Annotated in this window: 19 protein-coding genes; 10 read left to right on the forward strand and 9 right to left on the reverse strand. The window is 43.3% G+C overall.

The window, feature by feature from the left end; translation table 11 throughout:
• The 3 genes from tuf (at position 1) to ACM0OW_RS09915 (ending at position 2,823) form a co-directional block, all read left to right on the forward strand.
• A complete protein-coding gene (tuf, locus tag ACM0OW_RS09905) occupies positions 1 to 1,230 on the forward strand; it encodes an elongation factor Tu (RefSeq protein ID WP_414549884.1) in 1,230 nt (409 codons plus the stop codon).
• A 174-nt stretch (positions 1,231 to 1,404) separates the two neighbouring features.
• Entirely contained in the window at positions 1,405 to 1,722 is a 318-nt protein-coding gene (gene rpsJ, locus ACM0OW_RS09910; protein WP_006196404.1) for a 30S ribosomal protein S10, read from the forward strand.
• 453 nt (positions 1,723 to 2,175) lie between these two features.
• The gene (locus tag ACM0OW_RS09915; protein ID WP_414549885.1) at positions 2,176 to 2,823 is read left to right on the forward strand and encodes an LON peptidase substrate-binding domain-containing protein; all 648 of its coding nucleotides are present in this window, start codon (positions 2,176 to 2,178) and stop codon (positions 2,821 to 2,823) included.
• A gap of 42 nt (positions 2,824 to 2,865) precedes the next feature.
• On the opposite strand, the gene pheA is transcribed toward ACM0OW_RS09915, so the two are convergent.
• Complete coding sequence (gene pheA / locus ACM0OW_RS09920; protein ID WP_414549887.1) at positions 2,866 to 3,735, reverse strand: prephenate dehydratase; 870 nt, start codon at positions 3,733 to 3,735, stop codon at positions 2,866 to 2,868.
• Positions 3,736 to 4,022: 287 nt separating this feature from the next.
• Between pheA and ACM0OW_RS09925 the strand changes: the two genes are divergently transcribed.
• Entirely contained in the window at positions 4,023 to 4,622 is a 600-nt protein-coding gene (locus ACM0OW_RS09925) for a DUF1997 domain-containing protein (protein ID WP_414549888.1), read from the forward strand.
• A 79-nt stretch (positions 4,623 to 4,701) separates the two neighbouring features.
• Here ACM0OW_RS09925 and ACM0OW_RS09930 read toward each other — a convergent pair whose 3' ends face one another.
• From ACM0OW_RS09930 to ACM0OW_RS09940, 3 genes are all read right to left on the reverse strand, one after another.
• Entirely contained in the window at positions 4,702 to 5,397 is a 696-nt protein-coding gene (locus ACM0OW_RS09930; protein ID WP_414549889.1) for a ribonuclease HII, read from the reverse strand.
• Positions 5,398 to 5,404: 7 nt separating this feature from the next.
• Complete coding sequence (locus ACM0OW_RS09935; protein WP_414549890.1) at positions 5,405 to 7,639, reverse strand: Rne/Rng family ribonuclease; 2,235 nt, start codon at positions 7,637 to 7,639, stop codon at positions 5,405 to 5,407.
• Between the two features lie 747 nt (positions 7,640 to 8,386).
• A complete protein-coding gene (locus ACM0OW_RS09940; protein ID WP_414549891.1) occupies positions 8,387 to 10,972 on the reverse strand; it encodes a TIGR03960 family B12-binding radical SAM protein in 2,586 nt (861 codons plus the stop codon).
• A gap of 1,092 nt (positions 10,973 to 12,064) precedes the next feature.
• Between ACM0OW_RS09940 and ACM0OW_RS09945 the strand changes: the two genes are divergently transcribed.
• Positions 12,065 to 12,265, forward strand: a complete 201-nt coding sequence (locus ACM0OW_RS09945) for a hypothetical protein (protein WP_089091546.1) — start codon at positions 12,065 to 12,067, stop codon at positions 12,263 to 12,265.
• A gap of 373 nt (positions 12,266 to 12,638) precedes the next feature.
• Here ACM0OW_RS09945 and ACM0OW_RS09950 read toward each other — a convergent pair whose 3' ends face one another.
• Entirely contained in the window at positions 12,639 to 12,980 is a 342-nt protein-coding gene (locus tag ACM0OW_RS09950; protein ID WP_414549892.1) for a hypothetical protein, read from the reverse strand.
• A gap of 278 nt (positions 12,981 to 13,258) precedes the next feature.
• On the opposite strand from ACM0OW_RS09950, the gene clpS reads away from it, so the two are divergent.
• The gene (gene clpS / locus ACM0OW_RS09955) at positions 13,259 to 13,540 is read left to right on the forward strand and encodes an ATP-dependent Clp protease adapter ClpS (RefSeq protein WP_414549893.1); all 282 of its coding nucleotides are present in this window, start codon (positions 13,259 to 13,261) and stop codon (positions 13,538 to 13,540) included.
• Positions 13,541 to 13,621: 81 nt separating this feature from the next.
• Positions 13,622 to 14,458, forward strand: a complete 837-nt coding sequence (locus ACM0OW_RS09960; protein ID WP_414549894.1) for a lysostaphin resistance A-like protein — start codon at positions 13,622 to 13,624, stop codon at positions 14,456 to 14,458.
• A gap of 60 nt (positions 14,459 to 14,518) precedes the next feature.
• Here ACM0OW_RS09960 and ACM0OW_RS09965 read toward each other — a convergent pair whose 3' ends face one another.
• Positions 14,519 to 15,403 carry a GNAT family N-acetyltransferase gene (locus ACM0OW_RS09965; RefSeq protein ID WP_414549895.1) on the reverse strand — a complete coding sequence of 295 codons (885 nt, stop codon included), beginning with the start codon at positions 15,401 to 15,403 and terminating at the stop codon, positions 14,519 to 14,521.
• A gap of 67 nt (positions 15,404 to 15,470) precedes the next feature.
• Here ACM0OW_RS09965 and ACM0OW_RS09970 point away from each other — a divergent pair, with 67 nt between their 5' ends.
• On the forward strand, positions 15,471 to 16,475 hold the full coding sequence (locus ACM0OW_RS09970) for a helix-turn-helix domain-containing protein (RefSeq protein ID WP_414549896.1): 1,005 nt from the start codon (positions 15,471 to 15,473) through the stop codon (positions 16,473 to 16,475).
• Here the strand turns inward: ACM0OW_RS09970 and ACM0OW_RS09975 are convergent.
• The 3 genes from ACM0OW_RS09975 to ACM0OW_RS09985 form a co-directional block, all read right to left on the reverse strand.
• Positions 16,472 to 17,107 carry a pentapeptide repeat-containing protein gene (locus ACM0OW_RS09975; protein ID WP_414549897.1) on the reverse strand — a complete coding sequence of 212 codons (636 nt, stop codon included), beginning with the start codon at positions 17,105 to 17,107 and terminating at the stop codon, positions 16,472 to 16,474. The genes ACM0OW_RS09970 and ACM0OW_RS09975 overlap by 4 nt on opposite strands.
• Positions 17,104 to 18,501 (reverse strand): DICT sensory domain-containing protein, encoded by a 1,398-nt coding sequence (locus ACM0OW_RS09980; RefSeq protein ID WP_414549898.1) that lies wholly within the window; start codon positions 18,499 to 18,501, stop codon positions 17,104 to 17,106. The genes ACM0OW_RS09975 and ACM0OW_RS09980 overlap by 4 nt, the downstream gene beginning before the upstream one ends.
• Positions 18,502 to 18,695: 194 nt before the next feature.
• Positions 18,696 to 20,288: a photosystem II high light acclimation radical SAM protein gene (locus ACM0OW_RS09985; protein ID WP_414549899.1), complete on the reverse strand. Its 1,593-nt coding sequence runs from the start codon at positions 20,286 to 20,288 to the stop codon at positions 18,696 to 18,698.
• A 579-nt stretch (positions 20,289 to 20,867) separates the two neighbouring features.
• On the opposite strand from ACM0OW_RS09985, the gene ACM0OW_RS09990 reads away from it, so the two are divergent.
• Both ACM0OW_RS09990 and ACM0OW_RS09995 read left to right on the forward strand, forming a co-directional pair.
• On the forward strand, positions 20,868 to 21,245 hold the full coding sequence (locus ACM0OW_RS09990) for a DUF1830 domain-containing protein (protein WP_414549900.1): 378 nt from the start codon (positions 20,868 to 20,870) through the stop codon (positions 21,243 to 21,245).
• Between the two features lie 119 nt (positions 21,246 to 21,364).
• Positions 21,365 to 21,826 (forward strand): DUF4079 domain-containing protein, encoded by a 462-nt coding sequence (locus ACM0OW_RS09995; RefSeq protein WP_414549901.1) that lies wholly within the window; start codon positions 21,365 to 21,367, stop codon positions 21,824 to 21,826.
• The last annotated feature ends 135 nt before the right edge of the window (positions 21,827 to 21,961 follow it).

The following is a 21,961-nucleotide window of genomic DNA, read 5'->3' on the forward strand; positions in this document are numbered from 1 at the left end:
ATGGCACGCGCAAAATTTGAAAGGACTAAACCCCACGTTAATATCGGTACAGTTGGCCACGTTGATCATGGTAAAACCACTTTAACAGCCGCTATTACCATGACTCTGGCCGCTATGGGTCAAGCTACAGGTAAAGGCTACGACCAAATTGATAACGCCCCTGAAGAAAAAGCACGGGGTATTACCATTAATACGGCTCACGTTGAGTATGAAACCGGCGAGCGGCACTATGCTCACGTAGATTGCCCCGGACACGCTGATTATGTCAAAAACATGATCACTGGTGCGGCTCAAATGGATGGTGGCATCCTTGTGGTTTCGGCTGCTGATGGCCCCATGCCCCAAACCCGTGAACATATTCTGCTGGCAAAGCAAGTAGGTGTTCCCAGTCTAGTTGTCTTCTTGAACAAGGAAGATATGGTAGACGACGCAGAACTCCTAGAGTTGGTGGAATTGGAAGTCCGGGAGCTATTATCTAGCTACGATTTTCCTGGTGATGACATTCCCATCGTCACAGGCTCCGGTCTTAAAGCACTCGAAGCAATGACTGCTAACCCCAAAGTTAAAAAGGGTGAAGATCCTTGGGTAGACAAAATCTACGCCCTGATGGAAGCAGTAGATTCCTATATTCCTACTCCTGACCGTGCTATAGATAAGCCTTTCTTGATGGCTGTGGAAGACGTGTTCTCGATCACAGGTCGTGGTACTGTTGCTACCGGTCGGATTGAACGTGGTGTAGTAAAAGTGGGCGACAACGTTGAATTAGTGGGTATCAGAGACACTCGTAACACCACTGTCACCGGGATTGAGATGTTCAAGAAGAGTCTCGATCAAGGTATGGCTGGAGATAACGCCGGTGTACTCCTGCGCGGTATCCAAAAGGCTGATATTGAACGCGGTATGGTAATCGCCAAGCCCGGTTCTATTACTCCTCACACTCAATTTGAAGGTGAAGTGTATGTATTGACAGAAAAAGAAGGCGGTCGCAAGACTCCATTTTTCTCTGGTTACCGTCCTCAGTTTTACGTGCGGACAACCGATGTAACTGGCACAATCACAGCCTTTACTTCTGATGATGGTAGTGAAGCAGAAATGGTGATGCCAGGCGATCGCATTAAAATGACAGTAGAACTGATCAACGCGATCGCGATTGAGCAAGGAATGCGCTTCGCAATTCGTGAAGGTGGCCGCACCATTGGTGCTGGTGTCGTCTCCAAAATCCTGAAGTAACACCTTTTTGTCCCATAACAAAGGAGCAGAGATGGTAAAATACCTCTCTGCTCCTTTCTCTTCCGTCCGGGATTATGTAAAATTATGGTTTACAAAAATTTGGCTATTTAAGCCAAAATCCCCCAAAATTGTCAAAAAAATCACAAATATTCATCAGAACCTGGAAAATTAAAGATGGCAACTCTACAGCAGCAGAAAATTAGAATTCGTTTACAGGCTTTTGACCGTCGTTTATTAGACACATCTTGCGAGAAGATTGTAGATACGGCAAACAGGACTAACGCTACAGCCATAGGCCCCATTCCTTTACCTACAAAACGTAAAATCTATTGTGTGCTGCGATCGCCTCACGTAGATAAGGATGCGCGGGAACACTTTGAAACTCGTACCCATCGCCGGATTATTGACATTTATCAACCTTCTTCTAAAACTATTGATGCTCTGATGAAACTAGATTTGCCTTCTGGTGTGGACATTGAAGTAAAACTATAATTTAGTCATTGGTTATAAGTCATTAGTCCTTGGTTAAAGTAGCCCAAAGAGAGCAGGGGACAGGGTGTAGGGGAGAAGACCCCAGACATAAATGTATTTGCTCTGAAACAAGGACAGATAATTTCTGGGTTCTTGCATCTCACAATAAATATTTTTCCTTTGAGCATAAATACTTTGAGCATAAATAAATGTAGTTGCTCAGAATCCTTTGAGCAGGAGAGTTAAAAATCTTACCTGTCCCTGCTCCCTGCTCTTACTCCCCTGCCTCTTCGGTCATGTTTTCATGGCTAGACGATACATTAAATTCATTGCTATGAAGATTTACCCAGAGAAAGCAAAAATTTATCTCAGGGCTTTTTATTGCCTGGAAAACAAGTGATAGAATATAAATAAAGTACGGGAAAAGCAGAGAATAATAATAAATTTTAAAATTAAATTTATACCAAGGTAACAATGACATCTTCTTCTAAAATTGCAGTTCGCGAACTACCTCTGTTCCCGTTACCTGAAGTAGTTCTATTTCCCACTAGACCATTACCCCTACACGTCTTTGAATTTCGCTACAGAATCATGATGAACACGATTTTGGAGAGCGATCGCAGGTTTGGTGTATTAATGGTTGATCCAGTTGAAGGTACAATTGCTAACGTTGGTTGCTGTGCAGAAATCATTCATTACCAACGGATGCCAGATGACCGCATGAAAATGTTGACTTTGGGACAGCAACGGTTTCGGGTCTTAGAATACGTTCGAGAAAAGCCTTACCGTGTTGGTTTGGTAGAGTGGTTAGAAGACCAGCCACCAACCAAAGATTTACGTCCTTTGGCTAGTGAGGTAGAACAACTGCTGCGAGATGTAGTGCGTCTTTCAGCTAAGTTAACTGAACAAAATATGGAACTACCCGAAGAATTACCCGCTTTGCCCACAGAACTTTCCTATTGGGTGGCCAGTAATCTCTACGGTGTGGCCTCAGAGCAACAAGCATTGCTAGAAACACAGGATACCGTGCTTCGTCTGGAAAGAGAAGCAGAAATTTTGACTTCTACTCGCAATCATTTAGCAGCCCGTGCTGTTCTCAAGGACACTTTTAATAATTCGTAATTCGTAATTCGTAATTTGTAATTTGTAATTTGTAATTGCGGATTATGGTGCAATGGTAATTGGTAGGACATGATAGCTGCCAAAAATCTTGATTATTTCCGCGTATGTAGTTAATTGTGCTAAAGCAGATTGCATTTGTGCTTGTTTGGCATCTGCTTCTAAGTCAAGGAAAAACAAGTATTCTCCTAGCGATCGCTTTGTGGGTCGAGATTCAATGCGGCTGAGATTAATCCCTCGTTGAGCAAATCCTTGTAGTGCTTTTAGCAGCGCTCCCGGTAAATTTGCAGGTACGCTGAAGGCTAGGGACGTGTGACTAGGAGTTGTTGATATATTGATTAAATCTTCTTGACTTTGACTGACCACCCAAAAGCGAGTACAGTTTTCTGGATAGTCGTTAATATTACTGGCTAATATAGGTAAGTTATAGATTTGAGCCGCCCGACTGGATGCGATCGCGGCTGCTGTTAAGTCCTGATCTAGTCGCTGTAATGATTCAGTTGTAGAATTACTGGGTATTAGCTGCACATTTGGGAGAGTTCGCCCCAACCATCCTTGACATTGCGCCAAAGCTTGGGGGTGAGAATAAACAGTTTGAATACTATCTATACTGGTAGCGCTAGAAATAAAAGCATGGGCAATGGGCATAACCAAAGCTAACTGAATTTGTAAACTATCCAATTGCCACATTGTGTCCATTGTCATTGTGACACTGCCTTCAATAGAATTTTCTACTGGCACAACAGCTAACTGAGTTTGTCCACTAGCAACGGCTTGGAGTGATTGGGCAATACTGGAACATGGACATAACATAGCTGTGAGTCCTGTTGTGTTAGCTAGCCAGTCGGCATAAAAAACGGTTGCTTGTTCTGCGTAAGTGCCAGGAGGCCCTAAATGGGCAATGGATATAGTCACAAGATTAAGTCCTAATTTTTTGGGTTTATAGACTCTATTTTAGGCAAAATTAGTTGTTTTGAACTGAAATATGAGTCTAGATGACATACAATCAGACAATTAAACTCATTATTGTCAAAAACTGACTTTGTGATGGATATTTTTCCTGATTTTAAATACTGATATTGCCAAAAAAATTTTCAGATTCAATCAGATTTGGTATCAGAAGGGATTTATTCAAATTAAAATTAATAAAATTATAATTTAATTAATAATAGAAATATTAAACAACTAGGAACTTTCAATTTATGGCGACCCAGTTTACTGCCTCCCAAACTGTAAAAATTAATGTTCCGCCACAGCCGATTCCTATTCAACACTACTTGCGACAGCCTCAACGCCTGGTAAATGCTTTAGCTGATAACAGTCGGATATATCAGCTTTCCGACGAAGTATTTCGCTTGAAAATGCGTCCTCTCAATTTTATGTCCCTAAGTATTCAACCCACTGTAGACTTGAAAATTTGGGCAGAATCAAACGGCACAATTAACTTGCGATCGCTTAGTTGTAAAATACTAGGTTTTGAGTATATTAACCAGCGTTTTTCTTTAAATTTACAAGGACATTTATCGTTGCACCAGCTAAACGGTGTGACGACTCTGCAAGGAAGAGCCGATTTAGAAGTACAGGTGGAGATACCACCCCCATTTTGTTTTACTCCCAAGGCAATTTTAGAAGCCACTGGCAATGGCTTGCTCAAAAGTGTGCTGATGACAGTTAAACAACGCTTGTTACATCAACTTTTAGCTGACTATCGCTGCTGGGTAACATCACAAATGTCAGAAAATGCCCTGCTATATGACAGTGTGGATTTGCCCTTAACGGGTGAATCGGTGAATAATTGTTGACATCTTCACCGATTTTGCCACATAAGTGATAGAAACTTTCGTCAAGCAGCAACTATAGCAACCGCCAAAGCTCTAACACTCAGCACTCCTTTTGACAAGGACGAAAAGATTTACGATGCAGTGGTGACGGACCGTGTTGTTGCAGCGCTACCAAATGTTTTTGGCTACCGTAGCCCTTGTTCTGCTCCAGATTATACAAAGGATACTTTAATGCTAGACGCGTGATCAGATCATCGCGCCAAACTTTAGCCACAATACTAGCAGCTGCTATATTAAGCGATCGCTCGTCCCCTTTCACTATTGTTTTTTGCGATACTCTCAAGTCTTTAATGGGCTGATTACCATCAACTAAACATAGCTGAGGCTGTACCTTCAGTTTCAGTACAGCCCGTTTCATGGCTAACAGGGTGGCCTGCAAAATATTTATTTGATCAATTTCAGTAGTGGAAGCAAAACCAATTTTCCAGTCTGTGGCTAGCTCGCAAATTTGTTGTGCTAGCTGAGTTCTCCGAGAACTAGACAGCTTTTTACTGTCTTTAATGTCAGATGCGATTAGTTTGGGCCAGGCACAAGCAGGCAACATCACAGCCGCCGCTACCACAGGCCCAAATAACGCCCCTCGCCCAACTTCATCTATGCCGGCAACTAACTCGGGAATTACGGATAAAGTTGACCCAGAGACTAGTGTTTGGGTTGAGGACAACTCTAGCCAAATCGGTGGGACTAAGAGTGCTGGCGAATAGATATCTGTGGCAGTTTGCTCTGTCTTGACCATCAAACAGTTAATTATCCTCAGATGTAGAAGAATCTGATTCTAGAGCTGAAGAACGACGACGGCGGCGACGGTTGCCAGTGGAAGTGTTGTTTGCTGGATTTTCCTCGGCTTTTTCTTCTACATCCATTGACTCAGTTGAATTTTTCAGGGCTTCAACTAGGCTAAGGGGTTTCTCTTCTAGCTCAATGTCTGAGGTATCAACTTCAGTATTTGCTCGATTGCTGAGTGTTGTGACTGTGGTTGAGTCTGAAGCTGATTCAGTGGGTTGAGTTCTACCGGTATCAGGGCTAATAATGTTAATAATTACAGATTTAGAACTTTTAACTTCCTGATCTAACTTGACTAAAGGAGAAACTCCCATCAATGCAAATACATCTTGTTCCTCTAGAGTCATTTCCACGCTTCTAATTTCCGGTGGTTCTACCACTGGTTTAACTGGCTCCACTTTAGTGACTTTGGTGGTGCGACTGAGGGAAGTGTTGGACGACTGAGCTGAACCGAAGGAAGATGTGCGTTCTGCCCTTTCATGCCAACCTGATTTGCCCAATGTGGGAGAGGGGATTTCTGATGGTGATTTTTCTAGTTCTTGAACAGAGCGCAGCCGCAGTTCAACTTCAGTATCCGATTCTAATTCTGGTTCGTTGTCAAAATCTACTGTTCGAGGTGTAACTCGATTGATGGCTTCGCCACGCAAACTTTCATCTTTGCCATTAGCTTCATTGATACCAGGTCGATTACGACGCACACGGGTACGACGCTTGCTGTCTCCTGGTTCTTGATAGCTGGGATGATTAATTAAATCTAAGGGACCGATGTCAGGTTCGGCATCGAATACTTCGCCAAAGCTATCATAAGCAAACCGTGGTTCAGCGATGCGATTATTTGGCAGACGTGGTTCTTTGTGAGGTAATGATACTTTAGACTGAGGGCTACTGGTTTTGGATGGAGTGTTGCCCAGGTCAAAACGATCTGGTATTTCTGCCGTTGTTGGTAATCGGGGTTCTGTGTCTCCTGGTAGATGCATCATCAGTCCCAAACCACCGCAGGTTGGACAAGTATGACCAAACAATTCGTAAATATTTTGACCTTGGCGCTTACGGGTAAGTTCTACTAGTCCTAACTCTGTTAGTTGGGCAATCTGAGGACGAGCTTTGTCTGCTTTCAGTGCCTTATTAAAGTGTTCTAGAACTTGCAATTGGTCACGCCGTGATTCCATATCAATGAAATCAACTACAATGACACCGGCAATATTTCGCAGACGTAACTGGCGGGCGATTTCTGTTGCGGCTTCGCAGTTTGTCCACAAAACTGTTTCTCTGGCTGTCGCCGAACGGGTGAAGGAACCAGAGTTGACATCAACTACTGTTAATGCTTCAGTCGGCTCGATGATAATGTAGCCCCCAGAAGGCAAATCTACTCTGGGTTTCAGTGCTTCTTTAATTGCTGCACTGATGCGGAAATATTCTAAGATAGGAGAGCGATCGCGGTGATGGTCAATTAACACACCCTGTGGTGTTTGGCCTCCACTCCAATTCTGCAAGTAATGCTTAACTCGTTTCAAACCAGTGCTAGAGTCCACGACGATGCGATTCACATCAGCACCATACATATCCCTTAACACACGCTGAATAAAATCATCGTCTCGATTCAGTAGCGCCGGCGCACGGGTAGAATGTGCTTCTTGCTGAATAGCTTCCCATTGCTTTTGCAACAGTTCCAAATCTTCAATAATCGCTTCTTCTGGTTTGCCTTCTGCTTCTGTCCGCACCAGCAAGCCCATACCGGCTGGTTTAATCAAAATTGCTAAGGCGCGTAAACGGTTGCGCTCACTTTCACTTTTTATCCGTCGGGATAAATTTACACCCCTACCATAGGGCATTAATACTACATAGCGTCCAGGTGAAGTAATGTTACCTGTGAGCCTTGGACCCTTTGACCCTGTTGGCTCTTTCATCACTTGTACTAACACTTTCTGCTGTGGTGCTAATAGTTCTGTGATGGCTGCTGCGGTGCGCTTGAGTTTTAATGGACCCAAGTCAGTAACATGGATAAAGCCATTACGCTCTGGGTCGCCGATATTGACAAAAGCGGCATCTATTCCAGGTAAAACATTTTCTACTACACCTAAGTAGACATCACCAATTTGGTGATGTCCAGTAGCAACAACGAGTTCTTGTATTTGATCTTCTGAAAAGACGGCAGCAATTTGATGCTGTTCTGCGATGATAATTTGCTTTGGCATTCAATTTCCTCAAAAATTAACAGCAGCAACGAGAAGCTCGGAGGTTTGTGATCAGGACAATGCTGATCGCTTGATGCCCTGGAATCAACTGAGTTTATACTCAAGACTCAGGATATGGCACTCAGTACTTTGTACCTTTCGCCCCTGCGGCTCTCTCAAAGGCGCTGCTGATCATAAAAATTGTGACTTCTTTGCTCAAATTTAATGAGCTATTGACTAAAAATTTGCGTTTACGCACTCTCGATTATTTTCAACTGCCTGCTTATGGTTTATGCAAATAAATCAACCACAGATGGTTGATTTTTGATGCGATACCATTACCACCTAGGGATTAGGCATTCAGCAGTTGTTTAAAAAGCATAGAGAAAGAGTTGCCGACGAGCCTGTTTTTAAGTTACTAGTTCACAAAGTAGCTATAGAAAGAGTGGGTTCTTTAATCTGCCTTACCGTTCGGCTAATCGCTGATGTCGTTCGCCCTTGGCGTTGCGAAGCAAAGCAAAGCCTGATTTGGAATAAAATCTTTAGAAGTCGCACTCTCATATACTTCGACAAGCTCAGTACAAGTCTTCGCTTTCCCTCCAGTGATGACCACCGGGAGTGAACCAGTCCATTTAATGCAGCGCCAGAAAATTCTCTTGATCTGATTCTAACGCAAACTAGGGAATCAATTCCCATGATGATGCTCTACTGTAAGCAGAACTATTAGCAAATTGCCATAAGGCTAAAGCCAAGTTCTGCTATCACGAATTATACCCCTAAAACTAGCCCATTCCGGTGAATGTGCAAGAGTTGAAATTCTCGACCTGTGACCATTTCCAGCATAGACAGGATTTGTTCAGGACGCAATATCACACCATCATGGCGACAACTACCTAAATAACGTAGAACAACTGTAGACTCGGCAACACTGGTGTCACTTTCTACTAATTCTAGTTCAAACAACCGCGAGCGCAGATTTATTAAGGTCTGCTTACCTGACTTAGTTGTTTTCTCCCACCAAAGTTCTTCTTTGGCTTTGATTGTGTCAACCCAGTCTTGCCATTGTGTAGCTGTAACCGCGCTGGGTGTTGCTACTGTAATTAAATAATCTGCCGCCTCCATGACTTGGTTAGCTGCTGGGTCTTTTAAATCTATATTACCAACATCATATATGGGGATGTCTGGGGGTAGTTCTTTCGCCAGTTGTTGCCGGAAGGTTTCAACTTCCACTGTCTGGGTTAACTCAAAATCCACAATTTCCCCACTGCTGGTAGCTCCTAAAGCTAAGGCACTAGCGATCGCAATTCGGGGGCCAGGATGAAATCCACCTGTAAAAGCAATTGGTAAACCGGCTCTACGGATCACCCGATCAAACAGACGCATTAAATCCAAATGACTGACTAAAGCCATTGACCCTTGCTTGCCAAACCAGACACGCACTCTTTGGGTTTTAGTGGTATTCGGGACAAAATTACCAGTAAATTCTGGGATTGCCGGCGGCGGAATCACAATATTATGTCCAAAATCAGTGCCGCAGACACCGCAGTGTGAGCAACCTTCAAAAGAGCAATCAGGGACTATTGCGGCTTCTAAAGCCCGGTTTAAGTCTTCTTGGAGCCATTTTTTATCGATACCGGTGTCAATGTGGTCCCAAGGCAAAGGTTGATTTAAAAAGTCTCCCCTGCTACCGGCTCCTTGCTCCCCTGCTTCTTCCAGCAGACGGTATTTCCCCTCTAAACCAGCTTCGGCTATGGCTGACTCCCAAGCACCAAAAGCTGCATCTAAATTTTCGTACCAGGAATCCATCCCTGCACCCAACTCCCAGGCGCGACGGACAACTTTCCCTAAAGTGCGATCGCCTCTGCCCACAAAGTCTTCCATAGCCGAAATGCGGACATCGGTGAAATTCACCTTCACACCCCTAATTCGGCGGAATTCTTGCCTGAGCAGGTTTTGTTTTCGTTTGAACTCTGTAGTCGAAACTGAATGCCACTGAAAGGGTGTATGGGGCTTGGGTGTAAAGTTAGAAATCGTCAAGTTAAAGTTTAAAGGTTTTCTACCTCTACCCCGACATTCTCGTTGTAGCCAGCTGACTGTTTCGGCAATGCCCACAACATCAGGATCAGTTTCACCGGGTAAGCCAATCATGAAATATAACTTAATCTTATCCCAACCTTGTTCCCAGGCAGTTTTGACACCTCTTAGTAATTCTTCATTCGTTAAACCTTTATTTACAATGTCCCGCATTCTTTGGGTACCGGCTTCTGGGGCAAAAGTCAATCCACCTTGCCTTGTACCACCGAGAATGTTGGCAATATTTTCGTCAAATCTATCTACCCGTTGACTAGGAAGAGTCAGGGAAATATTGTCGTTTTTTAAGCGATTTTTGATTTCCATCCCTACAGCTGGTAAGGATAAATAATCAGAACAACTCAGGGATAACAGGGAAAACTCGTTGTAACCAGTCGCCCGCATTCCTGATTCAATGGCTGTGATTACTTGATCTGGTTCCACATCCCTAGCTGGACGAGTGAGCATTCCTGGTTGACAAAAGCGACAACCACGAGTACAACCCCGGCGAATTTCCAGTGTCAGGCGGTCATGTACTGTTTCTACGTAAGGAACTAACCCAATAGAATAAGCGGGAATTGGGGTTGCTACCCGGCGCAGAACCCGTTTTGGTACGTCTGTGCGGGAAGGATAAACTGAACCATCGGCCGCCATATCGTAAAACTGAGGGACGTATACGCCTGGTATCTGTGCCAAATCCAGGAGCAAATTCTCCCGACTCAATTTTTCTTGTTTGCCTTCTGATAAGACTAAACCAACTTCTGGGAGTAATTCTTCCCCATCTCCGAGGGCGAAAAAGTCAAAGAAATCGGCATAAGGTTCGGGGTTTGATGTTGCTGTCTGTCCCCCAGCAAAAATTAACGGGTAGTTACCCTTGGCTCTTTCTTGCCATGTTAGGGGAATTCCCGCTAAGTCTAACATTTCCAGGATATTAGTTGCTCCCAGTTCGTAACTGAGGCTAAAACCCAAAATGTCAAATTCTCGGAGCGATCGCTTTGATTCTACGGCAAACAAGGGTGTATTGGTACTCCGGAGTTTAGCCGCCAGATCAGCACCTGGTAGATAAGAGCGATCGCATAATTGCTGAGGCTGGGCATTCAAAATGTTATAGAGAATGATATGCCCTAAGTTGGACGATCCGACTTCATATACTTCTGGGTAGGTTAACGCCCAACGTATTGTTGCCGTATCCCAAGGTTTATGTACCGCCAAGTGTTCGTTACCCAAGTAACGCGCTGGCTTTAAAATATCCGGTGTGATTAATTTTTCAACTGCAACAGCCACTATGCTATCTTCTAGCTACCTTAATTACAGCTTTTGAACCTCGCATGACTAGAAGTCACGCGATTCCTGCTTCAACGACCTCCGCCTGAAGTAATCCAGGACTTACAAGTTCTCCACAAGCGTTTAGAGCATCCGGCGCACCTACGGCGGCTATATCGAATAATTTTACCATAATACGCAACCATATACTATTCTAAACATATAAATATGGAGCGCCTAAGTCATGACTAGAATTCACGAGTGTGCGGCTTGCAGAAATCAAATCTAACTTAGCATTGATTGAGGATTGTGAACTACTCACACTTGCCTGCAGCTGGAGTCTGAGCTTCCCAATTCATCGGTAACAGCCTCAAAAACTCCATAGTTTTTTTGGTCTTACATTTCCTCTCTGGGCAGGAGTCCTTCCAAGACCCAAATATTTCTCTTGCAACACTTACCTATACAGCTTGATTTTCGCTTACGGCATTCGTCGTCAAGACTTTCAATATCTTACCATTAAGTAGAGTTTATCGCTGCAACTTACAACTCCTTTACACAAATTTACTTTTCGACTGTTAATACACATTATTATGTGCTACGTAGGAACTTGAATTTTTAGACACTTCAGGACTCTTTGCATATTGACATCCCAATCTGATGGGAGGTATTAAATTTTTCCGCCTATATTTCTTTGAACATAAACTGTTATTTCTAATTTTGGTCAAACTCTTCCGGTGTCTTTGCTAAATCTTTATGACTTACATGGGTCTGTTTAAAGATTGTCATAAATACAGGATGAAATGTATTCATATATACTTTTTTTCCAACCCAGTTCCAAAACAATCTACATAGACAGTCATAGAGTAGAGACACTTACAGTAACTTTGCGAAATTAGCTTATCTAGTCGATAATTCAGCTAATTTAGCTCAGTAGCAGATGTAGATTTCAAGACTTTATTTTCATACTGGCTAGGGGTGCATATCAGAGTTAAACACAAATTATTTATCCAAGTCTTTAGTGATATAGATCACACAAGCCTGCGAAGTTAAATCACATTTGATCCGAAGGCTTATCTTGGATAATTGTTATCACATATAGTTGGTTTATTAATTATGAGAACTAAGCACGTTATTCGTCAATTGGTAGAAAAAGCGCTTGACATTAAAAAATTAACCCCCGAAATCGAAAATGAAATCAATTCGGAACTGACTCAATTGGGTCACATTTCTGATGTTGATTATGAAGCTTTAGAGTTATTAATGGCAGAAATGGATGCTGGTCGAATTAAGTTAGTACCTAGTTGGGGATATTAATCCTGACCAGCAAAGTGCTGAATATCAGACGAGTTGCTTCATAACTCTCAGCAATCAACACTGTCCCAACTTATGTAACTTCGGATATAAACCTAATTTTGAGCATAAATAGCAAAATTAAGCCTTAAGTATAGACTAACAGCAGCCCTGATATAGCCACAATATGATTGCTGGGGCTTTTCTGTGAACTTTAGTATTTATCACCCCAGCGTGGCTTAAACTGTGCTAGAGAGCTTTAACCTCGCAATTACTTGACAAATATGGCATTATGGTTATCCAGGCAATAGCTTTTTCCGAATAACCCTATGCTTGTGAACGATCTCCCCACTCAGCACTCAGCACGGGCTAAACGCCCCGCTACCGCTAACAGCACTCAGCACTTTTCATCCGCTTGCCAAAATTGGTGAATAAATTGATTAAATTGCAGTTTAGCCCCGGAATCAGGTTCGGTTTTTGGTTCTTTTGCCAAAACTTGGCTCAAGTGGGTAATTACTTCTGTATCTAAAGCTAGTCGAAATAAATTTACAGGCCAAAGCAAATCAGACGCATCTCGCATATCAGTAACCAGTGGTGATTCTTCGGTAAAGCTGAGTAGCAGCAAGGGACGTACCCAGCACAACTGACGAGAAACCACTACTTGAATGACTTCTGCAAACAGATGCCTGTCAATATGGTCTAAAGACACAATTTGTCCTGGTTTAAAGTCTAAGCTCATGTTCGCGCAGTTGAGACAGTGGCAAGCAAAGATTTTTGCAGGTTCTTTTATTTTAAAACCTAAAATGCGCTACCTTTACACAAAAATACTTTAAAATTGGATAATTACTATTACGCCTGTAAGGTATTGGAACTTTTACACGAAACTGCTTCAGCAAAAAAGCATTCCGCCGCCATCAGGTTTGTATGGGAATGTTATAGCATTAAGTAAATAACTGTTAAGTAAATGCTAAACAGTTATTCGGTTGTAGTAAATTTTCGCAGAAAGAGCAAAGAGCCGTGTCAGTCGAAACTATTGAAAAGCCTTCCACGTCCCGCAAGCTCGCGCCTCGGTATCGCGTTTTGCTCCATAATGACGACTATAATTCTATGGAGCATGTGGTGCAGTCACTATTAACCACAGTGTCGAGCCTTACCCAGCCCCAAGCTGTAAGTATTATGATGGAAGCCCACACTAATGGTCTGGCTTTAGTCATTACTTGCGCTCAAGAACACGCTGAGTTTTATTGCGAAACGTTAAAAGGTCATGGTCTAAGTAGCACAATTGAACCTGAAGAATAAATATACATATTGTAAGGAAGATCAGACAAAGATATTGCCTCTAACTTGTGACGTTGATTTTGTCCTCTTCCTCAATTCCGCATGAAAATAAACCTCATTCGTTTAGCCCAACGCCCTGTTCCCATCAGGCTGGGTTATTTTGTTGCAGCTTTATTACTGCTATGGCTACCCTTTGCTATACCGATTTACTTATTAGTTAGTGATTCTAACTTAGTAAGTATCTTGACAATGGTGGTGTTATATGTTGAATTTATTTTTCTCTTGAAGCTATGGGGGAAAAATGTCTATCAGCAACCCCAGATCCTCAAGCAATATGGTTGGGAAACCACGCAGATAAACGCTGTGGATTTGCTGAGTGGTCTAGCAACTGGGATAATTAGCATTCTTGTAGTATTCGGGCTACAAGGTTTCTTTGGTTGGCTGGTGTGGCAACCACCGCAGGTTTTCTTGCTGAGAATAATTATCGAGGGTTTACTTGTCTCTTTGGGTATCGGGTTTGCTGAAGAATTGTTATTTCGAGGTTGGTTACTGGATGAGTTGGAACGGGATTATAGTCTAGGTGTGGCACTTTGGATAAATGCTGTGGCCTTTGCGGTCTTGCACTTTATTAAGCCTTTAGAGGCAATTATTCACACACTGCCACAATTTCCAGCTTTAGTATTGCTGGGGTTAACGCAGGTATGGGGAAAGCGCTGGCGTAGGGGACGCTTGGGTTTACCAATTGGTTTGCATGGTGGTTTAGTTTGGGGCTATTACATCATTAATGTTGGGGGATTAATTGAATATTCTGGTCAAGTTCCTGATTGGATAACTGGTGTAAATCAGAATCCTCTACAAGGAGTTATGGGAGTGGTGTTTATGGGTATATTGGCTTTTTGGATGCGGTGGCGAGCAAATACCAAATCTCAAACTGTATAAATTTGATAGATTCCCGAACTCATCTTATTTTACATTTTACGGCGACGGTTAATGCTGCTATTAATATAGGGCGGAAGGTAGAAAAACCCCTGTCGGTTCGTTATACAGTCCGAGGCTCATCAACGTTGCGGTCTGGGTGACACGCAAGCCATGATTCAAACACCAACGGAACAGGTCGGCGTTACGCATCGGAAGATAGAAGCCAAACTCAGCGGATGCTGGAGCCGCCCCGATCAGCGCCTTTAAGTCCTCATTGTTCTCGCCAACAGCGTGACCGAAGAAGCCAATTTCTGTGGCGTAGCCCGATACGCGCCCATCACACTCGACCAGCATTGCCGTACCCCGCCCGACAGATCCCTTTAGTTCGCCCGCCCGGTCATGACCATGAATGCGATAGCAGAGGTGGTTACACGCAGCAAGGTCTGCTTCAGTCGCCGGACGAACGGTGCGGCCCGGTATCTTCAAGCCGAGGGGTTGTCCTCGCAGGTCTACCAGTGACTCGCGCACGTCGAAGCCAAGTTTTGTATACAGGGCAAGAGAACAGCTGTTATGCGCGGCCTGAACGAGCCGCACACCGGCGTACCGATTTTCGTGCGCCCGCTGTAAAATATGTTCCATTAGGCGGCGACCAACCGACCTGTTTTGCGCGCCGGGGTCTACTGTAGTGGGGCCGATGCCGGCGATAGTGCCGCCTTCCCACAAACAGTTGCTGCCGATGACGCGCCCATCCTCAGCCTCAGCCACGACCGAATAAACCGTTGGGTCTGTCAACAGTTCGGTCAACATATCCGCCCCAAACTCCGCAGAAGGAAAGTCGGGTATGAAGCCGTGCTGTTCCGCAACAACACGTAACCCTTCATACAAAATGGTGCCACAGGGGAGTGCGTCGTCGGGCTGTCCCGCACGCAGCATCACCGAAGATATTTGTTTAAATACTTTGTCCATGATGAAAAACCTTTCCAGTGTTCCGTTAGCAACTTGTTTAAAATACTGAAATTTAAAGGTTTTTGTCTTGTCAATTCTTGCGGAATATAACCATCTACTTTCTGAAACAATAGGGATTGAAGCATTGCCTCTGTCTATGAATCTGCGAGAAGAATCTTTATTTCATCCCCCAGAGGATAAAATTCCCCTTGATCAGCCTCCACTAGAAGTGCGATCGCAATGGGGACGCTGGATAGAAACACCGGAGATGATGGTAGCAATAATTCCGGCAGGAAAGTTAGAAGTCAATATTCGCTCACCACTTAACCTTGTGGTGACGAGTTTTGGTGTCAGCAGTGGAATTGCGGCTTTTAATACGGATCGGCTACAACCTTACCAAGCGCTACCAGGAGGTTTTGATATTGTGCCTCAAGGAAGTACCTATAGTTCTGTAGAGGATGCTTCTTGTTCTGTGGTCTTTGGATATTCCCCATCTTTTCTATCCCGCATAGTCACAGTAGAAGCAGAAGGACAGATGATTGAGTTACAACCTGGCCAAATTCCCAAAACCTATTGGGGTTTGAATGTAGCGATCGCTATGCAAGAATTCTTTGATAATGGACAAGTAGGGGGTGTATTTTATTTAGAATCGGTGGCAACTGCGGTGCTGGGACAAATAATTTACCGACGTTCAAATTTATCGGGACAGCTAAAACGTCCCCCAGAGTATTTAGACCCAAATATATTAAAGTCTGCTATTGAATATATTAGAGCGCATCTTCCACAGGCACTTAGCCTAAATCACATAGCCGCCAAGGTAGGATTCAGCCCTTACCATTTTGCCAGAGCATTCAAAGCTACAACTGGATTATCGCCTTATCAATATGTCCTCCGGTGTCGATTGAAACTTGCCCAACAACTCTTACAAAATCAAAGTAAATCCCTGGTAGAAGTAGCGGTAGAAACGGGATTTGGCAACCAGAGTCACATGACATCTGTGTTTCGACGAATGCTAAATACAACCCCCAAGCGTTATCGGCAAGAAATTAGTGGGATTTTAGACCTACATGATCAAGGTTATTCTCATAACTAAGACATTTTAACTACTGTACCGACCAAGCAAGCTTTATCTAAATTTACCCCGCTTAAATTTGCTCCTTCTAACTCTGCACAGAGTAGATTTGCGCCTGTGAAGTTCGCCCCCGCTAAATTTGTCCTGCGTAAATCCGCTTCTTCTAAATTGGCTTCACTTAATAAAGCCCCTTGTAAATCAGCGCCACTCAAGTCAGCACCTTTGAGGTTTGCCCCTGTGAGGTTTGCACCGCGCAAGTCAGCACTGCGTAAGTCAACGCCTTGTAAGTTGACGTTCATCAAGTTTGCACCACTCAAGAAAGCGCCAGCCAAAGAGACATCGCTGAGTTTAGCCCCCATCAAGTTAGCGCCGCGCAAATTACTACCGCGCAAGTCAGCACTTGTTAAGTCTGCTTGCATTAAGTTCGCGCCCATCAGGTTCGCGCGCAAGTCAGTTTTTTGGAGGTTTGCACCCATCAAGTTCGCTCCCTCGAAATGCGCGCCTTCGAGTTTGGAACCCTTGAAATTAGTCCCAACAAGGGTAGCGCCTGCAAGATTGATGCGGCTTAAATCGAGCTGAGAGAGTTCCTCATCTTCTAAATTTGCACCTGGGAGTTGTTTGAGTTGTCCTGATTTAATGGCTTCAATATTCATTTAAAGTAATTACTAATCTCCTCACTTGTCTTGCTGTAGCTATCCCATTGAGAGTCAAGTAGCCATACGCCGGTGCTGACTTTAGGTGATATCAGAGGTAAGTCTAGCCCTTGCTGTAAACCCATAACTAATAAACTTAGAGCATCTACAAGTTTAGGGTCAAAGCGGGTTGACTGTTGTTGTCTGCATTCGTCTAAAGCTTGAGCAAATATTTCGGCGCGAGTTTTTTGGGATGATTTGATGTTGTTGACTCGCCATTGGAAATCCGCAACTAAGGCCAAAATTCTCGATTCTAAGGGAATTTCATCCCCAGCTAAACTTGCTGGTTCTCCTGTACCGTTCCACCATTCGCTTTGGTGGGTGATAATTTGGGCAATTGCCCGCAGTCTGGGCATGGTTCGTAATACTTGCGCTCCTGGTACTAGAGGACAAGTTAAGGGACAACTGGGGGCTTGTTCCTGGTAGCGAGTGGATGTACCGGGAGTCAGGACGCTTTCGGCTTTTTGGAGTGGGTCTATACGATGTAAAAAACCTGCTAGTCGCAATCGCTTAATCTGCCATGCAGGTAGTTCTAAAAGCTGCCCCATGATCTCAGAAAGTGCTACTACTTCCGTCGCCGCCATTGGATTATTGACATCTGCCATATCCATTAATTGCGCCATTCGCAAGAATGCCTGGATTTCGTTAGAAACCAAGTTGCGGTCTAATGCTTGTTGACGCAGGGCTGTGGGGATGGATAAATTATCCTGTCCTGTCTGGAGATAATCGACGACGCGAGAAACAACTGCACTGAAATGTTCCGGTGTTGCTAGGCTTGACTTTATAGCATCTTTATGATGTGTAAGTTTTTGTGCTAGTTCTGGATTGTATTTTTGGATGTGCGCGATCGCTAATTTTGCTGTTTCTTGCACTAAGTCTGGTTCAAATGTCCATAAGCCATAGAATTTACGCTCTACATCTGACGCGGGGATTCCACCTGCACCATAATCGGCTTCTGATAACTCTTGACAAAGTACCATTGCTGTGTATTCTGGCGATAAGATAATTAAGTGCCACTCTTGCGCCACTGGGTCAGCTAAATCTAACGGCACTAAATCCACGTTAGGCAGTTGGCTGGTGGGATGTTCAGCAAAACTAGCATCCGATGCTGCCATAATCACAATTTCGCGGCTACACTTAGCGATATCTGCATATCTTTCGGCTTCTTGCAGATACCATTTACCCTGTTGAAAGGCTGTAATGACTAAGGGTGTACTATCTTCGGTTAAAATATGGTCTTCTAAAGCATGGCACAGAGAGACTAAAGTATTTTTGTAATAAACCCCAAATCGGATTGGTCTAGTAGTATTACGGTGTGCTGTTTCCAGTTTTTGTAGTATTGATCCTTCTAACATAGGCTTTAATAATTTGTAATATTTCCTATGGCTAACGCCACGCTGCGCTATCGGAAACGCTGCGCGAACGTAATTCGTAAATTGTTAAGGATTAGAGACTAGAGGAGAAGAGGGATACAGGAGATGATTGTGACTAGCCCAAAAATTTCCCCCTGCTCCCTGCTCTCCTGCTTCTTATCCCCAGTCCCTGAATACTATGATATGCCAGCCAACTGTTTATCTTTCTTTTCCATAGGTGCAGAAAGTGCTTCTTCCAAATCGGCACAACCCAATTTTTCTTCTAAGATTTTCATAACTTCGCGTCCAAAGTCATTGGGATTTTGTTGCCAAGCTTGCAAGCAAACTTCCCCAAAGAAGGAACCAAGAGGTTCAGGATTCCAGAGGAGTTTTTTAGCTGTCCACGGCATTAAGCTCATGGGGTCATACCCTGGTTTAAGGATACCTTCTTTAAAGGCATATTCTTCTAAATGGGTATGGGGTTGCAGTCCAATAAAGAAGATGGCAGGTTCAACTTTGTCAGCCCCAAAAATCTTTTCTAGTTCGCGGTGGTAGGCGATGGTTTGGCGAATGGTTTCGGGACGTTCGTCAATAACGTTAAAGGAGTAGTTAACGGAAACCACATCGTTAAAACCAGCAGCTTTTAAGTCACGGCAATTTTGCAAGACGGTTCGTAAGTTGTAACCCATCCGCATTTTCCGCACGAGTTCCTGAGAACCACTGGTAATGCCGATTTCAAAGTAGTTCATCCCGGTTTTAGCCATCAAATCACACAACTCTGGTGTTAAGTTGTCGGCTCTGATGTATGCTGCCCAATGAATATCTGTCATGCCAGAATCGACGATTTTCTGTAAGAGTTCTACCGCATCGTCCATAAATTTACGGGCGGGGATGAATTGAGCATCAGTAAACCAGAAATTGCGAATGCCGCGATCGTATAATTGACGAATCTCGGCAACTACTTCGTCGGCTGGGTTGATGCGGACTTGCTTGCCTTCGACGACGGTGTAAACGCAATAACAACAATTATGGGGACAACCGCGCTTGGTTTGTACGCCTATATAAAAGTCTTGTTCTTGCAGGTAAAAGTTGAATTCCGGCCAGATGCTTTCTATATAATTGTAGTTACAGGCGGTTTTTTCTAGGGGGGTGGGTTGTTCATGAATCATTCGTTGCCGTGGTTGAGTTTCTCCCACTACATAGCAACGTTCATCTTGAATTTCTTTACCACTTAGCAGTTTTTCTAGGAGTGTTTCGCCTTCACCCACAGAAATAATTGTTCCTTGGGGTAAAGTTTTACCCAATTGTTCATAAAATACGCTGACTGCACCACCACCTAAAATGGCACGGGCATCAGCATGATATTTTTGGGCGCGTCGTAAACCGCGTTTGACTAATCCCTGGTTGCGCCACAATTCTACATAGTAAGCGATAAAAATCCGCAACCCGCCGAATGCGCCACGTAACTTAATCAGGGGATTTTTGGCGTAATAAAATTCAAAGGCGTTTTGTAGTGGGTTCCCACCACGTCCACCCACAGGGGCATAGATTTGAATATCACGCCAAGAAAATACTAGGAGTGTCGGTTTAAATTCATCGATACAGGTATCTAGGGCGGAGGCGTAGTCTAAAGGTGGTACTGTTCCCAAATCAAATATACGCTGTGCTATGCCGGGAAATTGCTTGTGGACGTGATCGGAAAGGTATACTACCCCAATGGGAAAGATGGGGTTACACGGAAGGCGAACGTAGAGGATGCGATTTTCCATCATGGATTGTTGAATTTCCATCTTGCAGTTCTTAATGAAATATATAGAGAGATATGCGGTTTAAAACTGTTTGTTTGTTTTAGTGTGCTGTGTTTTTCACAATTATGATTGGCATTTCAGCCAATGGCTGGATTAAGTTAGCCTGTGTTAACAATTGTGGGAATAGTTGAATTTGTTCGGCATTAGACGAAATAGATAAATTTTATGAGGAGAATTGTCATATATCTTTACCATAACATTGAGTTTGACTATTAAGCTATTCACTCTGCCTGTAAGTCTCAGGATAGATGAAATCAACAAACCTGACTTTACAGTTGAGGAGGTATCAGGGTATAACTGCCAGAGTTCTGCTAATGGGAGTAATATGTGATGCTTTTATTCTGCAAAAAAATCTCAAATCCCTCTAGCGTAGTATATTATTTTCCCTGTTATCCGCTTTTTGGTGAAAATTTCATAACTTGAACATATAGTTAATATATATTTAGATAGATATAGCGTAGAAAATTTCAGTTGGTAGTCGGAGTTACAGCATCTGGGGATCAGGCGATGTTAGTTTAGCTGGTGTAATGTAAAATTGTGGCGTAAAGCTCCTCCGCAGTTATGGCTCAAATATTAGATCCTCTACCACCTGAGCAATCCGGGAATCTCCTTTGTTGTTACGTTAATGCTACGAGCAAAATTCAGATAGCTCGCATCTGCAATATTTCCAACTGGTATTTTGAAAGAGTTGTTTTTCCAGGACAGCGCCTGGTGTTTGAAGCTCCAGTAGAAGCGCAAATGGAGATTCATACGGGAATGATGGCCAGTGCGATTTTGTCTGATACAATTGCGTGCGATCGCCTTGCTATTCACGAGCCTAGCAGTAGTGAGTTTCATACAGACTCAATTGGCATCGATACTATCAGTACAAAACCAATGGTGCAGTCAATTAATACAAAAATTGAAAATACAACAAAACCCTTAAAAATTGCAGGCTGATAATCCGTTGATAAAAAAACAATTTTATATAATTTTAGGGTTGCGAAATTCAGCAACCCTTTTTATTTAGTCATTGCTCATGGGTTACAGCGCTTCCGTTCCGGTTTACAATCAATGTTATGAATTTGCCTTCTTTTATTTGGTTGTGGAAAGCAGCCGCCTGGTCAATGGGGTTGTCTCTGTTGGCTTATTTACTGCTAGCACTTACGGGTATTTGGATGTTTCGGGCGAGAACTGCGCCGGATTTCCCTAGTTTTCCGTGGTTTATGGGCGGACGTAGAACGGTGCGATCGCTCCACTATATAATTGGCATCACTATGGTGACTTTAGTGTTGCTACTACTGGCTATTGGCATTGTTGGCACTTTAGGTCACTTTGGTTCCTTGGGACACTCATCGCACTTGATTGCTGGATTAATCGTAGTCATGCTGGTTTTGCTGTCTGCTTTCAGCGCTACACAAATTAGTCCTCGGCGTTCTTGGGCTAGACCTTTACATATTGGTGTAAATATAATTCTCTTTGGGGGTTTTACTTGGGTATCCCTGACTGGTTGGATTGTGGTTCAAAAGTATCTCCCTTAAATCATCCAATTTGAGATTTTAGTTTGACCCACAGATAAATCTGGAGACATAAATGGATCTTGTTGTGATTTATGTAATTTCTTATACAAGTAAATAAATATACGAACTAAGAAAATTTTATTTTTGTGATTATTT

The sequence above is a fragment of the Anabaena sp. CCY 0017 genome (assembly GCF_963920885.1).
Lineage (GTDB): Bacteria > Cyanobacteriota > Cyanobacteriia > Cyanobacteriales > Nostocaceae > Nodularia.